The 14549-nt window shown below is 51.1% G+C and carries 14 protein-coding genes; 10 read left to right on the top strand and 4 right to left on the bottom strand.

The window, feature by feature from the left end:
* The first annotated feature begins 60 nt into the window (after positions 1 to 60).
* Complete coding sequence (locus ACYVGO_RS04405; RefSeq protein WP_460967826.1) at positions 61 to 546, top strand: VOC family protein; 486 nt, start codon at positions 61 to 63, stop codon at positions 544 to 546.
* Between the two features lie 205 nt (positions 547 to 751).
* Here the strand turns inward: ACYVGO_RS04405 and ACYVGO_RS04400 are convergent, their stop codons facing one another.
* Positions 752 to 988 carry a hypothetical protein gene (locus ACYVGO_RS04400; protein WP_460967824.1) on the bottom strand — a complete coding sequence of 79 codons (237 nt, stop codon included), beginning with the start codon at positions 986 to 988 and terminating at the stop codon, positions 752 to 754.
* 521 nt (positions 989 to 1509) lie between these two features.
* Here ACYVGO_RS04400 and ACYVGO_RS04395 point away from each other — a divergent pair.
* The 7 genes from ACYVGO_RS04395 (at position 1510) to ACYVGO_RS04365 (ending at position 10743) form a co-directional block, all read left to right on the top strand.
* A complete protein-coding gene (locus ACYVGO_RS04395) occupies positions 1510 to 2775 on the top strand; it encodes a sensor histidine kinase (RefSeq protein ID WP_460967822.1) in 1266 nt (421 codons plus the stop codon).
* A gap of 677 nt (positions 2776 to 3452) precedes the next feature.
* The gene (locus ACYVGO_RS04390) at positions 3453 to 4613 is read left to right on the top strand and encodes a zinc-dependent alcohol dehydrogenase (protein ID WP_460967820.1); all 1161 of its coding nucleotides are present in this window, start codon (positions 3453 to 3455) and stop codon (positions 4611 to 4613) included.
* A gap of 11 nt (positions 4614 to 4624) precedes the next feature.
* Positions 4625 to 5170 (top strand): hypothetical protein, encoded by a 546-nt coding sequence (locus tag ACYVGO_RS04385; protein ID WP_460967818.1) that lies wholly within the window; start codon positions 4625 to 4627, stop codon positions 5168 to 5170.
* Between the two features lie 123 nt (positions 5171 to 5293).
* Positions 5294 to 5905, top strand: coding sequence for a TMEM175 family protein (locus ACYVGO_RS04380; protein ID WP_460967817.1), 612 nt, complete (start codon positions 5294 to 5296; stop codon positions 5903 to 5905).
* A 54-nt stretch (positions 5906 to 5959) separates the two neighbouring features.
* Positions 5960 to 6991 carry an L-dopachrome tautomerase-related protein gene (locus tag ACYVGO_RS04375; protein ID WP_460967815.1) on the top strand — a complete coding sequence of 344 codons (1032 nt, stop codon included), beginning with the start codon at positions 5960 to 5962 and terminating at the stop codon, positions 6989 to 6991.
* A gap of 372 nt (positions 6992 to 7363) precedes the next feature.
* Positions 7364 to 10021: an excinuclease ABC subunit UvrA gene (locus ACYVGO_RS04370; RefSeq protein WP_460967813.1), complete on the top strand. Its 2658-nt coding sequence runs from the start codon at positions 7364 to 7366 to the stop codon at positions 10019 to 10021.
* 383 nt (positions 10022 to 10404) lie between these two features.
* Positions 10405 to 10743 carry a phosphoribosylpyrophosphate synthetase gene (locus ACYVGO_RS04365; RefSeq protein WP_460967812.1) on the top strand — a complete coding sequence of 113 codons (339 nt, stop codon included), beginning with the start codon at positions 10405 to 10407 and terminating at the stop codon, positions 10741 to 10743.
* Between the two features lie 114 nt (positions 10744 to 10857).
* On the opposite strand, the gene ACYVGO_RS04360 is transcribed toward ACYVGO_RS04365, so the two are convergent.
* Positions 10858 to 11082, bottom strand: a complete 225-nt coding sequence (locus tag ACYVGO_RS04360) for a hypothetical protein (protein ID WP_460967810.1) — start codon at positions 11080 to 11082, stop codon at positions 10858 to 10860.
* Between the two features lie 102 nt (positions 11083 to 11184).
* Between ACYVGO_RS04360 and ACYVGO_RS04355 the strand changes: the two genes are divergently transcribed.
* Positions 11185 to 11538 (top strand): TerB family tellurite resistance protein, encoded by a 354-nt coding sequence (locus ACYVGO_RS04355; protein ID WP_460967808.1) that lies wholly within the window; start codon positions 11185 to 11187, stop codon positions 11536 to 11538.
* Positions 11539 to 11629: 91 nt separating this feature from the next.
* Positions 11630 to 12337 carry a TerC family protein gene (locus ACYVGO_RS04350; protein WP_460967806.1) on the top strand — a complete coding sequence of 236 codons (708 nt, stop codon included), beginning with the start codon at positions 11630 to 11632 and terminating at the stop codon, positions 12335 to 12337.
* Positions 12338 to 12499: 162 nt separating this feature from the next.
* On the opposite strand, the gene ACYVGO_RS04345 is transcribed toward ACYVGO_RS04350, so the two are convergent.
* Both ACYVGO_RS04345 and ACYVGO_RS04340 read right to left on the bottom strand, forming a co-directional pair.
* Positions 12500 to 12850, bottom strand: coding sequence for a DUF983 domain-containing protein (locus tag ACYVGO_RS04345; protein ID WP_190889271.1), 351 nt, complete (start codon positions 12848 to 12850; stop codon positions 12500 to 12502).
* 245 nt (positions 12851 to 13095) lie between these two features.
* A complete protein-coding gene (locus tag ACYVGO_RS04340; RefSeq protein WP_190889270.1) occupies positions 13096 to 13389 on the bottom strand; it encodes a putative quinol monooxygenase in 294 nt (97 codons plus the stop codon).
* Positions 13390 to 14549: the final 1160 nt, after the last annotated feature.

Genomic DNA, 14549 nt, shown 5'->3' with positions numbered 1-14549 from the left:
ATTCTTTTCAAGAAGAACAAAACCAGGGTGTCTTTCTTTAAATGTGTCAAAATAACACTAATGGTACTTGGGGGTGCACTGAGCGCGTTGGGACAGTCCAATTTTGCCAGTAAAACAATTGGCGTAGGGGTGGTAGTTACCGACCTCGAACGCTCGCTGGACTTTTACGTGAATGGCATCGGTATGGTCAAAACCGGCAGCTTTACCATCAATGAAGAGTTCGGCAAACGTTCCGGCCTGACCAATGGTGTAGTCACGAACGTAACCATCCTGAAGCTCGAAAACAGCCCGGAAGCCACCGACTGGAAGTTGATGAGTTTGGGCAGTAAACCGGCGCATCCGAAGCCCAAATATATTCAGGACGACACGGGCATGCAGTATATCACCATTCAGGTGAAAGCCCTGCAACCCATTATCGACCGGCTTACGCACCTGAAGGTGCCGTTTCTGGGTAGCACCCCTACACCCCTGAATGCCAAAGCGCACTTTGTTTTTGTGCAGGATCCCGATGGTACATTCATCGAGTTAATTGGTCCGCTTCAATAAGCTTGAAAACTTGATTCTAACGGCGACGCTCTTGGCCAAAAGCGGCCAACGCTTTTCATATTCACGCTCTTTATGTTCAACTGAAAAACAAGCGCTTTCGATTTGGTCTGCAAGCGAGTGTGCTGCTGTTTAGATGCGTTGCATGGATGGGGTAGCTCACACAGTTGGAGTAACCAATGGGCTACGAATCTGTTTTTACCATGAGCTACGGTCCCGCTCCGGCGTACCGTAGCAACCGGTACGTTATCAGAAAAAGAGCCGTATAGTACAGTGAAGCCGTGACCGCTCTTGCGGCCAGACGCAATCGATACGGTCCACTCTGGCGGTGCCGATCCAGGACGGACTGTGTTTTTTTTAGAGGTGGGACGCCACGGCGCAGGTCTCGCCGTGCCTTTTTGTCGATGTACCCCATATCGGCAGCAATTGACTTTCCATTCGGCATTGTTCTCTAGGGTATTAGTTCACTCGATAAACCCCTTCACTTGAAGATGAAATTTCCTAAAAACAGCAACGGCAATTGGTGCCATTCCCTGCTGTGAGGGTACACGTCAGAGAACCAGGATCGACACAAGCCGTATACGGGTTAATGCTGATTCTTACTCAGGAGGGTATAGCTTATCACAACTTTCCACTCCCGGCACCAACCAGACCCTGAATGTAACCGTGAGCGGAGGGGTAAACCATTTGGTTTAGTCCAGCTAGCGCCGATAAAGGGCCCTTCAGGAACGAGGCCATACCGGATGTGAGGAATGGGAATTCGTTGGGTCGCTGATAGACTGAAATAGCCAGGTGCCGTATAATAATAAAAATCAATTTTTCTAAACAATCACTTTAAACAAGGGTTACCCCAACAGAACGAATAACGGTTTTACGTATACGTTTCTTTCGCCTGGTTGCCCAGTTGGGATCATTTCCTCCGGACGGACCGCTTCTGCCGGACGTAGAGCTCTTGCCTGCTCAACCATGATATCTCCTGCCCAGTCAGAGTCGGCTCCGCTAGGCCAACTCGCTTCCTTTCTGGCTGCCCGGCGCCCAGCGCTGCTGGCCAACTGGCGAACCGCTTGTGAGACCGATCCGGACCTGAGAAGCATCAGCAACTTAAGCCCCGACGAGTTCACCAACCAAGTCCCATGCATGCTTAATGTGCTCCAGCAGCAGTTGCAGCATCAGGATGAAGAAGCCCAGGTGGACCGCTTAGCCGCTGACCATGGCCTGCTTCGCTGGCACAAGGGCTATGTCCTAGCCGAATTGTTGGCCGAGATGCACTATTTAGACCAGTTCATGCTGGCCGAACTGCGGGCCTTCTGGCAACTCTACCCCGCAACCGATTGCCCCATGATCACCCAGGCCTATGAGCACTTCTTTGTATTTGCCAGTCAGATCAACACCGGTAGTGTGAGCCAGTTTACTCACTTACAACGCACGGCGGCTGCCAGCCGGGTCAATGTACTGGAAAAAGCACTGGCCGAACTTCAGGAGCTCAGCCAGCAACGCTCACAGCTCCTGCGCCATTCCTCCCATGACCTGCGGGGTACCTTCGGGGTTATTCTGAGTGCAGCTGCGTTACTGGAACTGGTGATGGACTCTCAGGAGGAGCGTAAACAGATACTGGACATGTTGCTGCGAAACCTGACGACTTGCCGCTCGCTGGTTACCCAGTTGATGGACCTGGCCCGCCTAGAGGCCGGACAGGAAGCCCTGCACATTCAGTCCCTGGATGCGGGTCAATTATTGACCAATCTCGTGGCGAGCTACCAACCGCTGGCCACCGAACGGGGTCTTTTACTCAAAGCGGATGGGCCGGCCAGCTTGCCGGTCGCGAGTGACCCTCTTCAGTTTCAGCGCATTATTCAGAACCTGGTGCTCAACGCGCTCAAGCACACGCCTACCGGTTGGGTATCGGTCTGCTGGAGTCGAGAGACTGAAACGCGCTGGATGGTCAGCGTACAGGATTCGGGACCGGGCCTGCCTACTGCGACTCAGGCAGGTTCACCCCCTCACCGGAGACTTCCCTCCCCCGAAACTACTGCAACCTATGATTTCGCGGATGCTCAGCAAGTGGATACCGCCTTTTCCTCCCGCTCCGGGTTTGCCCACCAGGGGGAAGGCGTGGGCTTATCCATCGTCAAGGGCTTGTGTGAACTGTTACGGGCTAGTCTGGAGATCGACAGCCAGCCAGGCGTAGGCACTCTGTTTCGAATACGGCTGTCCATTCAGAAGCAGCTTTGAAGGCCACCGCTGCCCTCCCATGGAGGTGACCTTCAAACCCCATAGGGATTGCCCTTCCTGTTTCTTCCAGCCCAACGGCACAGTTCATTTTTTTTAGTTGCGCCCGTACCCTCACTTTTTCAATACGACTTTAACTTTATTGTTAAACAAAAGTAGTGTCCAGACAAGTCGACGGTTTGACGAAGGTGGGTGAATCTCACGCTACGTAAATCGTTACCAGGACTTGCCAGTACAGCCCAGACCACGCTGATAGCGGTAGTTATCAGAACAACAACGCACGACCACACCCCAGAATGGTCATTCTGGGGTGTGGCGATAAGGTGAATGGGCTTGTCCACAGCAGACACTATCTGTCTGTTAACCAAGGCTACAATGGTCTGTAGTTGCTCAGTCTAAAGGGAAAAACGATACAGATCGTGTTAACGGGCTTGCCCGATACACACGACACGCCCTGCTGCTAACCCAAACGCTTACCGAGCGAAGCGTGGGTCTTATCCTGGAAGAACCAGTTGATGTTGCGCCTTTTTAGCCTACTGCTTAGGTAGGTATCTAAACCCGTCATTGTCGCGGCTGGACCCGTTTTGCCGTTAGGGCAAACGCTTAAGCTAACGTCAAGGCGGCATGACAGCTTGAGGTCTTCAGTAGAGTAGTTCAATCACCTTTAACGACAGGAAGCTATGTTAGCAATGAATTTTCGCGGTCCCCGCCAAATCAGGCTGGACCGTAACAAACCCGAGCCGGAGATCAAGCATCCCTATGATGCCATTGTCCGGGTCACCCGATCCCTGATTTGCGGCTCAGACCTGCACCTGTATCACGGTCGTGTGCCCGATACCCGGGTAGGAATGACCTTTGGCCATGAGTTTACCGGCGTTGTGGAAGCCATAGGCTCGGGCGTTCAAAAATTGAACGTGGGTGACCACGTGCTCGTGCCGTTTAACGTGGCCTGCGGCAGTTGCCCGCATTGTAAGCAGGAACTCTACGGCAACTGCAATGAGTCAAATCCGCAAGCCACAGCCGTCGGCGGCTTTTTTGGCTATGCGCACACCGGCGGTGGTTATGATGGCGGACAGGCCGAATACGTTCGGGTACCGTATGCCGATGTGAGCCCCACCATAATCCCTGCCGGCATGGACCTGGAAAACGCCGTCCTGCTGACCGACGTGGTGCCCACGGGTTACCAGGCGGCCGAGCAGGGGGGTATCCAAAAAGGCGATACCGTGGTGGTGTTTGGAGCCGGCCCGGTCGGTCTGATGGCGGCCCGCTTTGCCTGGTTTTTCGGGGCGGCCCGGGTCATTGTGATTGACCACGTCGACTACCGCCTGGAGTTTGCCCGCAAGTTTGCCTTCGCCGAGGCGTACAACTACCGAGACATGAAAGACCCGGTGTTGTTCGTAAAAAAAGCCACCGATTACTTTGGCGCGGATGTCTGTATCGATGCGGTGGGCTGCGATGCTTCCGGCAGTGCCCTGCAAGACATTACCGGCAAAGGACTACTCCTGCAAGCCGGCAGTGCCACCGCCCTGCACTGGGCGATTAACTCCGTTAAAAAAGGCGGCATTGTTTCCATCATTGGCGTATACGGTCCTCCCTGGAACCTGGCACCCATTGGCAGTCTGATGAACAAAGGGGTTACCCTACGGGCCAATCAGGCCTCGGTGAAACGGCTGCTGCCCAAGCTGATTGATCACATCATGAGCGGCCGGATCAACCCAAAGGAAATGATTACCCACCGGATACCGCTGGAAGACGTGTCCGATGCCTACCGCATGTTTTCCAGTAAGCTCGACCACATCATCAAACCCTTATTAATTCCGCCACGTGCCCATGCGGCTTAAACCCTTGTCTTATGCAAAACGTATTAGAAAACACAATAGCCGAATTTCAGGACCGGATTATTGCGGATCGAAATTTGGATACCCGTACCAAAGACATCCCCGGCTGGGGCATGGATGCCGATCCGGAAAATGACCCCACCTACCCCATGAAGCATTGGAACGGGGCGGACCACGAGCGGCTCAATTATGAAAAAGCGCCCCAGCAGCCCATCGACATCGAGGTCTTGCATTCGGTGGAGCGACCAGGCGTTACCCGTGTCTTTGGTACGTCATCACCGCCTACGGGCTTAAGTGGGGCTATCCGTCGCTATGCCTATCAGTATAGCGAAGCGACCGCTACCCACTGGATGACACTGATACTAGCCGACCGGGTCAACGTCCTTGAGGGCAAGTTAACTGACTTAACACACGGCATTCTTCCCAACCCCTGGATTGAGAGGGGCTGGCGAGCGGAATGGAGGCACAACCGCCCTGCTTTTGTCCGAAAGGCAGCGACTACGGCCTTGCTGATCACGGCTGGCCTGATGCTGCTGAAAAAGAAAAATAAGCGTAAGTAGGTGTTAGTAAGCGGATAGACTTAATTGTATCAACCCGAAAGTTGGTAGTACCTGAACAACGTTTGGGTTGATCCGTTTTTGATGCCTTCTCTTCCAACGGAAAGTGGATTTTAAACCCGTCTTATGCACAATCATCGGCCAACCGATCGGCTTGAATATTTTAGTGACGCTGTCTTAGCGATTGCAGCAACATTACTAGCTACCGAACTGCCCAAACCAGAGACCGATACAGGTTTGCTGCAAGCCATCGCCAACCAGTGGCCTCATTATGCTGCATTCGCTGCTTCCTTCCTGTTTATATGCATTGCCTGGTCCAACCATCACAACATGTTTATTTATTTAAAGCAGACGGACCAGTACCTCCTGATTCTAAATAGTTTGTTTTTAATCTTCGTAACACTTCAGTCGTTTACCACCGGCTTGTTGGCCCGGCATGTGGGTAAACCAGACGAGCGAACGGCAGCCTTGATCTATCATGCGACCTTGGTGTTGATGACATTTTTATATAACTGCACCTGGTGGTACGCCCTTAAAAAGCCCGAACTTTTAGAAGACGGTACAGAAAGAAGGCTCATTCGTCAGTTAACCAAGGAATATGCCATTGCCCCTGCGCTGCACCTGGTTGCCTTACTCATTTGTTGGTGGAGCGTACCCTTTAGTATTGTGCCTGTTTTGCTGTTATACAGCTATTTTGCCTTGCCACGGGCAAGTGAGACAAAGGCAAAACGTAAGTAAGAAAAAGCAGGGGTAGGAACGTATTTATTGGCAACGCATTTAAACTTACCAATCATGAGTACATACAACAATCAACTTGACGAAGTGTTTTCAGACGATACCTACCAGTTAACCGGTGTGGCGATCGCAAAAGACGGGCGTCTGTTTAGCTGTTATCCGTTATGGCCCGGACCACACCAGTACGGTGTGGTCGAAATCTTCCCCGATAACCGGGTGAAACCTTATCCGGACGAACGGTGGAACAGTTGGCAGGAAGGGGATAATGGAAAAAATAAATGGGTTTGTGTGCAGGCCGTGTACATTGACGCCGAGAACAACCTGTGGGTGGTGGACCCGGCCTGCCCGAACATGGAACAGGTATATGATACTAGTTTTAAGCTGGTCAAGTTCAACCTGGCGACCAATACAATCGAAGAAGTCTACCGGTTTGAGGGCGTACTAAGCAACAAAAGCTATATTAATGATGTACGGGTCGATACCCGTAGAAAGGTAGCGTATTTAACGAACTCCAATGAAGGGGGCATTGTGGTGGTTAATCTGGAAACAGGAACTAGCCGGGAGGTATTGAGCCATCACTATTCAGTGAAACACGACCCTTCCTTTACCCTGATCGTGGACGGGAAAGAATTTAAAAAGCAGGGTCAGCCGGTACACCTTCAATCCGATGGCATTGCCTTAACACCGGATGGCGAATGGCTGTATTACAAACCGCTCACCGATACGAAACTCTACCGCATTCGCACGGAATTTTTGCGGAACGAAGCATTGACTGAAGATCAACGGGAGGCTGCGGTAGAAGATTTGGGCAGGTTTGCCGTTTCGGACGGGATGATCGTTGACAAAAACGGCAACCTGTATCTGGGCGATTACCAGAACTACAAACTGGTGCAACTAACGCCTGCGCTTAAGATGGAAGATGTCGTGTCCGATGAAAGGCTGATCTGGCCGGATAGTTATTCCATTTCGACGGATAATTATTTGTACATCAGTTGCTCTCAGATCAATAAGCAACCCGATTACAATGAAGGCGAAAACAAACGAACCACACCGTATGCCATTTACCGGATCAAGCTGCCTGATGCCTAAATCAGCCTTCCTCCTAACCCTGAATTGAACGGGGCTGGAGAGCTGAATGGAAGCACATCTGAAAGGGGTTTGTGCAACAGGCCGCTTTCACCGCCACAGATATGATTAGTATTATCTGATGGATAAACTGAAAAAGACCTCGAAAGATAAACGCTTGACGCATGGCTATGTAGCGCAGTAATGGTATATGCTGGACAAGAAGTACGTAAGAAGGCAAACAAACCTTATTTGATCTGTTACCTTTTACTGGATAATACGTTAGGAGTGTTTTCTATACTGTCCAGTAAAAGGAAGCCAGTTCGATCACGCGGTTAACGAAAAAGCGTATACGTTAACATTTTTTAGTAATCTCGCCAAGTATCTTCTTTTCCCATGGCTCGACGAACAAACGCCAACGACCAGGACGATAAAGCCGCATTCGGATATGTCCGCGTACGGGGGGCACGTGAGCACAACCTCAAAAATATCGACGTCTCAATACCACGAAATCAGCTGGTGGTTTTCAGCGGTGTCTCCGGTTCGGGCAAGTCGTCCCTTGCCTTCGGCACCCTCTTTGCCGAAGCACAGCGACGGTATCTTGAATCGGTTTCCCCGTATGCCAGACGGCTGATCGATCAGGTCGGCGTGCCGGATGTCGATGCCATTGACGGCCTGCCGCCCGCCGTCGCCCTACAGCAACAACGCGGCACGCCCAATGCCCGCTCGACCGTAGGTAGTCTGACGACACTCTCGAGCCTGGTGCGCCTGCTCTACTCGCGCGTGGGTACATACCCCCCCCGCCAGACGATGCTCTATGCCGAGGATTTTTCCTTCAACACCCCGCAAGGGGCTTGTCCCCGCTGTCAGGGTATGGGCCGGGTGCATATCATGACCGAAGAGTCGATGGTGCCAGATCCGTCGCTGACCATCCGCCAGCGGGCCATTGCCGCCTGGCCCACGGCCTGGGGTGGTCAGAACCTGCGAGACATTCTAGTCTCACTGGGCTATGACATCGACCTACCCTGGAAAGACCTGTCCAAAACCGATCGACAGTGGATTCTCTTTACGGACGAGCAGCCGACGGTTCCTGTCTATGCAGGCCTCACCCCAGCCGAAACGCGTCAGGCTCAGCGACTAAAGATGGAACCGAGCTATCAGGGAACCTTCAGCAGCGCCCGGCGAAATCTGGAGCACACGCTGGCCAATACGGAAAGTGCAGCCATGCGCAAACGCGTGTTGCAGTTTATGATCAGTAGCCCCTGCCCGGTATGCAAGGGCAAGCGCTTAAAGCCCGAGGCACTTTCGGTTACCTTTGCCGGCTACGACATCGCCGATCTCTCGCACCTCTCCCTGGACCAACTGGCAAACATTATCCGGCCGGCAGCAAATGGCGAGTTTGCCTCCGACATAAATCCGTCAACGTCGCTGGTGAGTCGCCAGGCGGCAAAAGCTGCGCTGGATAAGCGCCAGCAGGCAGGTGGCTCGGCGCATAAGGGCGCTCCTGATGTGCGCCGTACGGATGATCTCTCGCCTGAAAAGCGCATTGCTGCCCAGCGCCTGTGCGGTGATCTGCTGGATCGCCTGACCACGCTCATCGAGCTTGGCCTGGGTTACCTGTCGCTTGACCGCAGCACGCCCACCTGCTCATCCGGTGAGTTGCAGCGGCTGCGGCTGGCCACTCAGCTCTGCTCCCAGCTTTTTGGGGTCATCTATGTGCTGGACGAGCCGACTGCCGGGCTGCACCCGGCCGATGGCCATGCGCTCTTCGACGCACTGGACAGGCTCAAAGCGTCGGGTAACTCGCTTTTCGTGGTCGAACACGATGTTGAGATGATGCGCCGTGCCGATTGGCTGGTTGATGTTGGTCCTGAAGCGGGCAGCGCGGGCGGACGCATTCTCTACAGTGGAGAACCACAAGGCCTTAGGGAGGTCAGCGAGTCCCGCACCAGGCCCTACCTGTTTGAGGAAACAGCCCGGCTGGCCTCCCCCAACCGTCCCCCTACAGGCTGGCTGGGCCTGGAAGGAGTCCGACGAAATAATCTCAAGGGCGTTCATGTTTCGTTTCCGCTGGGTTGCTTTACCGCCGTGACCGGTGTCTCGGGGTCCGGCAAATCCAGTCTGGTGAGCCAGTCGCTGCTGGATCTGGTGGCAGCGCACCTGGGCATGAGACGGGAAGAGGCCGAGGAAGATGCGCTTGAGGAGGCCCCGGCCGAAAAAACCATCGGTCGACTGGGGGGCGATGTCGAGGCCATACAGCGACTTGTTGAGGTGGATCAAAAACCAATCGGACGAACACCACGCTCTAACCTGGCCACCTATACCGGCCTTTTTGATCAGGTCAGAAAACTCTTTGCCGCCACGCCGGAGGCCCGTAGGCGACACTTCGATGCCGGCCGCTTTTCCTTCAACGTCGCCAAAGGGCGGTGCCCAACCTGTGAGGGAGAAGGCCAGGTCAGCATCGAGCTGCTGTTCATGCCGAGTGTGTATGCCCCCTGTCCGACCTGTCATGGCACCCGCTATAACGAAAAGACGCTGGCGATTACCTGGAATGGCAAATCCATTGCGGATGTGCTGGACATGACGGTTGACGAAGCCTGCCTGTTTTTTGCCCAGGAAGCGGTGGTGTTGCGGTCCCTGGACACCTTGAGGGATATTGGCCTGGGTTATCTCAAGCTGGGACAAAGCGCGACCGAACTTTCCGGTGGTGAGGCCCAGCGCATCAAGCTCTCCACCGAACTGCAACGTACGCAACGGGGCACCACCCTCTACGTGTTGGACGAGCCGACCACTGGCCTGCATCCACGCGATGTCGACCGTCTTCTGGTTCAGCTGAATCGCTTGGTTGATGCCGGTAATACCGTTATCGTTGTCGAGCATGATATGCGCACGGTCGCCCAGTGCGATTGGGTCATTGATGTGGGGCCCGGAGCGGGGAATAACGGCGGCACGATCGTTGCGGCAGGAACACCCGCCGAGATCGCAGAGAATAAGGCGAGTCGCACGGCACCTTTCCTGGCGAACAGCCTGAAGCCAGCGCCAACTCCCCCCTAATCAACGCCACAACAAGTCTATGCGCTTCCAAGTTAGTTTCTGGTAACCCCCATAGCCGACATCAAATAATGATTTATCTAAATCATCCCGATGGACACCGGCAGCGAACTTGCGGATCGTTTAATTAAGCTCATCAAACCATACTTTTATCCGTTTATAAGAACGTCATCGCTCGTTGTCATCATGAAAGCCGGGGATTAACTTCTACTGGAGAGCGACCGGAAAAACGCTGCCTTTACAATTTAGACTATAGTACAGTGCCCGTCCGATTAAGGAGTTACTGCTTTGTTATAGGACAGCCAATTTTTACTCAAAACAGCTTTTAAACGCCTGAAAATCCGTTGAACAAGTTGCTCCGTCGATTACTCAAAACGTACGCAGATATGGAAGATTTTAACCCGGCAGAAAACCCATACGTCACCCTTTCAGGAACCATGAATGAACTACGCAAGCAAGGCTACGTAGAAGATTTTAATTTGCTACAACAATGCCTTGTATGCCGCAACGGTCAGTATAAAGTATTTGCGGATGAGTTCACGGTAGACAGCTTCTATCGATTTGAAGGCCCCAGCGACCCGTCGGATCTGGCCATTCTGTACGCCATCTCTTCGGAACGCTATGGCCTGAAAGGGTTGCTCGTCAACGGTTATGGCATCTCCAGCGATTCTGTTACCGACGAGATGTTGCAAAAGCTAACGGTGGGGGGTAGTGGTCTAACGTAATGCGCTCATAGCTATTTGTAAATAAACTAGCAGCACGCTAAGTAGTAGGGTATTCAGGCTTATTGTAGCGGTTATTGAGATAACCTTCAGGTAAAAGGCGAATGTCCGGCTCACTTAGTGGGTAAAGTCACCGGCTGATTCAGGCTGGTCGATGAGCTGGTTGATTCGAACGTTCACCGAACCAAACGGGGTAGGCAGGCTGGTTCGGGTGTCGCAACTACAGCACAGTAATGCAGTGGCTAAGGATGCGAAAATGGAAATCTGGTTTTGCCAAGCGTTGGCCTCTTTAGGATAGACTGAGCAAACATCCAGTTTCCGGCCCGTATCGACGTATTCCATCACTTAACGGCTTAGGCCTACGCCTGAACTTAATAAACCCACTGTACAATACCCACCTAAGATGAATCCGGACTTGTAGCCAACCACTTAACTCGACCGATTATGTATTCCCCTGATGTAGCCATGGGTTTAGGCAGTATCGTCTATGCTCTCTGTAAACTCGACGGCCAACTCCACCAGCTGGAAACGAAGGTGGCTCGTGACCTGCTGGCCGAATCGCCCTATAATGATTTAGCGATTTGCGCCCTGTTTCTGCGGGACAATGTGGACGAACCCGCCGACGAAGCGCTTGCCTTTGGCCTGTGTCGGATAACCGACAAGCGAATCGAGCTCACGAAGGATACCAAAAAACGGTTCGTCAGTCTTCTGCTGCGCGTAGCGCGGGCCCACGACGGGATTTCACGGAAAGAACGGGTCTTCATTCGTCAGTTTTGGCGGGAACTGCAACGCACCTGAGCGGGTAAATTACCCGCCTTCAGTTGGGCCGCTGCCTTGTTCAGTTCGTTGTCACAAAACAATCTGGGTCAAACCTGCTTGACTACATAACATGGACATAATCAACCAGTTAATTCCCTTACTGACCCTGATAGTGCTGGAAACCATTCTGGGGATTGATAACATTATTTTCATCTCGATTCTGGCCGGCAAATTACCCGCTGGGCAGCAGGCCCGGTTTCGCTACTGGGGGCTTGGCCTGGCGATGCTCATGCGGCTCGGCCTGCTGACCCTGATCGCCTGGATTATGCAACTGAACACCACCCTGTTTACGGTGGCATCCATCGATATGAACGGGAAAGGGCTTATTCTGCTGGCTGGCGGCCTGTTTCTGATCTACAAAAGCACCGCCGAGATTTATCACAATGCCGAAGTGGGCAATAGTGCCAACACACCCGATACCAGGAAGGCGTCATTTCGCGATTTACTACTACAGGTACTACTACTGGATCTGGTGTTCTCCCTTGATTCTATCATTACAGCTGTGGGCATGATCGATCAGCTTTGGGTAATGTACACCGCAGTTGTCGTGTCGGTCGGGATCATGCTGGTGGCGGCCAAACCCATCAGCGAGTTCATTACCCGGCACCCATCGTTCAAAATTTTGGCCCTTTGCTTTTTACTGATTATTGGGATGTCGTTAGTGGCCGAAGGGGTGCATGTCGAGATACCTAAAGGCTATATCTACTTTGCCATGGCCTTCTCCTTTCTGGTTGACTTCATTCAGATGAAGACTGTACCAAAATCAGGCAACGGATAAAGCCGTATGCTACTAACTGGTGTTGATAGTTAGTAAAAAATAATCGCCCCATAAAAACCCCTGCTATAATGATCGGGGTCAAGACATTACCCTTGTAAAAGTTATATCTTCTAAACCTTCTTAAGCGTCTTTTGAATTGGCCTGAATTAAACAAAGAAAATACTAAGCAAAGATGGTCAACCAAATACGACGAGCCATACGGAAGAAGAAAGGTGTTAATAAGATCAAGGTAGGCACTAGCCCAATCAGGTAGTAGTTCAAATCTACCTTGAGCCAGATAACCACAATTAAAAAGGTCAGCAATGTCCAGATTGTAAAGAAGGCATAACTAACGAACATAGAAGCCCAATAGAAACCAGGTTCAGGCATAAAGTTGAAGCCACAGTTGGGACATTTGGGATGCATATCATCAAAGTGACGAGAAAAAGCACTATTGCTAACAAAGAAATTTCCTTTGTGACAACGGGGACATTTGTTGAACAAAACACTATATAATCGGCTGTCCTTATTCATGGTTATTACTCAATTCCTGAAGTAGATCAATATGGCTACTACCTTAATCAAGAGTAATTTACTCTTGATTAAGGTAGTGTTCGATTGTTAGTAAAGCTCACTTAAATCAAGCCAAGTATGTGATAAACCAACGATAAGTTCGAGGGTATTTTGAGAGTAAAATACATGTCGCTTGATTTGTAACAGGGTAGTGACGTTCATACTTTACTTCCCAAACTTCGAAAGTCACCACCTTGTCATAAGAGTTACTTAACAGCAAGCAATTCAAGGTGTTCGATCACAGGGGGCACACTCAGTAGCGTGTCAGCATTTGCCAGCAACCCCTTCGCAATTTCACCGCTCAGGTGGGCTTGCCGGTCGTCTTCGGTGGCAAAGGTGTCGAAAATACCAAACGTATTCTCATTGATCTTGAAGGCATACCAACGAAGGGTGCCCGCTTCCCGTTGAGCCAGGGCCAGCGCTTCTTTCAGAAAGTTCTCGACAGTAGCTTCTTGGCCAGGTTTTGCTTGAACACGAGCCAGTAATGACAGTTTTTCCATGATATATAAGTCTAAAGAGTTGTAATACGGATGATCGTTAACAAGGGTACGACGTTAGTCATACGTTTTGTCATTCATTCAAGACACGGGATAGAGACAATAGATTGTATCCCTTGAAACACAACAGTAAAGAAGCCAATGCAGGAAGCTTCTAGCGCTCAAGAAGGAGTATTTTATGGAATTAAGGCAAACGGCCTTTGTCTGTTACAGGCACCATCCAATTTTCGTACTTTACTTCCCAAACTACGAAACGCAATGGAAATGGATTGCTTTTATAAGTCGCTAGCCGGATGAATACATTCAGTCCAGTAGGCTATGATCAGCAAACGGAATGTCAACGAAGCTTAGCGTCAGTTTCATCGTGTTGTTTGGAAAAAGAAATACGTCATCTGAATTGCGGTGATCAGGGGCTTAATACATCACTGACGAACCGTTTTTCCCTTTTCGAGTGCCGCGGAGCAGTTGGCGGGATGATTGCTCATTGCTGGCTTGCCAGTCGCTTAACTTATGCTTTAGAGAAGGGCAATTCATAGCGAATTGCTGGTGGACTTAGGTATTTTACTCTACGTGGATCATCAAAGCTGGGATTAAGTAAAAACTTGACCGACAGCTAAGAACGCAAGACAGAGACGGAGAAGACCCTAGGATTGGCTAGGTTGCAGACCGATAACTAACTTATCAGCAGTTACGTTCGTAACATCCTGAAAATAAATTATTTACTACATACAAGCTACAAAAATCAGTGGCCTATTAGCAACACTATTGTAGTTGCATCAGAGATCAACTGTTCGTATGTGGAGGGCTGCTATTGATTGGCACTTTGGTTAGGTATGAGTGGACAATCTTCTCGTACAGAAATGGTTATGTGTTTAAGACTCTATATATTAACTGTTTATGGCTCTTCTGCCGTATCGTACATTTCTTCTTAAAGCACGAAAATCGGTACTTGATTGACCTTTCCCCCCATGAAACTTACTAGTTGGTCGGTTTGTACTGGATTTATTTTCGTATTTACTAGAATCGTACGAAAGGTAGACTGAGTCACAATAAACGCCCATTTCTTGCAGCAGATACATGAAGATGCCATCGTCTCATGCAGGAGCATTTTCTGAGATCAGCCTCATTCATCCCTAGCCCCAACAATCGTGGGAGCTAGGGGT

It is taken from the genome of Spirosoma migulaei, assembly GCF_054776855.1.
This window is presented reverse-complemented; position numbering and strand designations above follow the sequence as displayed.

Coding starts and splice junctions, on each gene's coding strand:
- ACYVGO_RS04405 (WP_460967826.1), top strand. CDS start 61: ATGGTACTTGGGGGTGCACTGAGCGCGTTGGGACAGTCCAATTTTGCC.
- ACYVGO_RS04400 (WP_460967824.1), bottom strand. CDS start 988: ATGCCGAATGGAAAGTCAATTGCTGCCGATATGGGGTACATCGACAAA.
- ACYVGO_RS04395 (WP_460967822.1), top strand. CDS start 1,510: ATGATATCTCCTGCCCAGTCAGAGTCGGCTCCGCTAGGCCAACTCGCT.
- ACYVGO_RS04390 (WP_460967820.1), top strand. CDS start 3,453: ATGTTAGCAATGAATTTTCGCGGTCCCCGCCAAATCAGGCTGGACCGT.
- ACYVGO_RS04385 (WP_460967818.1), top strand. CDS start 4,625: ATGCAAAACGTATTAGAAAACACAATAGCCGAATTTCAGGACCGGATT.
- ACYVGO_RS04380 (WP_460967817.1), top strand. CDS start 5,294: ATGCACAATCATCGGCCAACCGATCGGCTTGAATATTTTAGTGACGCT.
- ACYVGO_RS04375 (WP_460967815.1), top strand. CDS start 5,960: ATGAGTACATACAACAATCAACTTGACGAAGTGTTTTCAGACGATACC.
- ACYVGO_RS04370 (WP_460967813.1), top strand. CDS start 7,364: ATGGCTCGACGAACAAACGCCAACGACCAGGACGATAAAGCCGCATTC.
- ACYVGO_RS04365 (WP_460967812.1), top strand. CDS start 10,405: ATGGAAGATTTTAACCCGGCAGAAAACCCATACGTCACCCTTTCAGGA.
- ACYVGO_RS04360 (WP_460967810.1), bottom strand. CDS start 11,082: ATGGAATACGTCGATACGGGCCGGAAACTGGATGTTTGCTCAGTCTAT.
- ACYVGO_RS04355 (WP_460967808.1), top strand. CDS start 11,185: ATGTATTCCCCTGATGTAGCCATGGGTTTAGGCAGTATCGTCTATGCT.
- ACYVGO_RS04350 (WP_460967806.1), top strand. CDS start 11,630: ATGGACATAATCAACCAGTTAATTCCCTTACTGACCCTGATAGTGCTG.
- ACYVGO_RS04345 (WP_190889271.1), bottom strand. CDS start 12,850: ATGAATAAGGACAGCCGATTATATAGTGTTTTGTTCAACAAATGTCCC.
- ACYVGO_RS04340 (WP_190889270.1), bottom strand. CDS start 13,389: ATGGAAAAACTGTCATTACTGGCTCGTGTTCAAGCAAAACCTGGCCAA.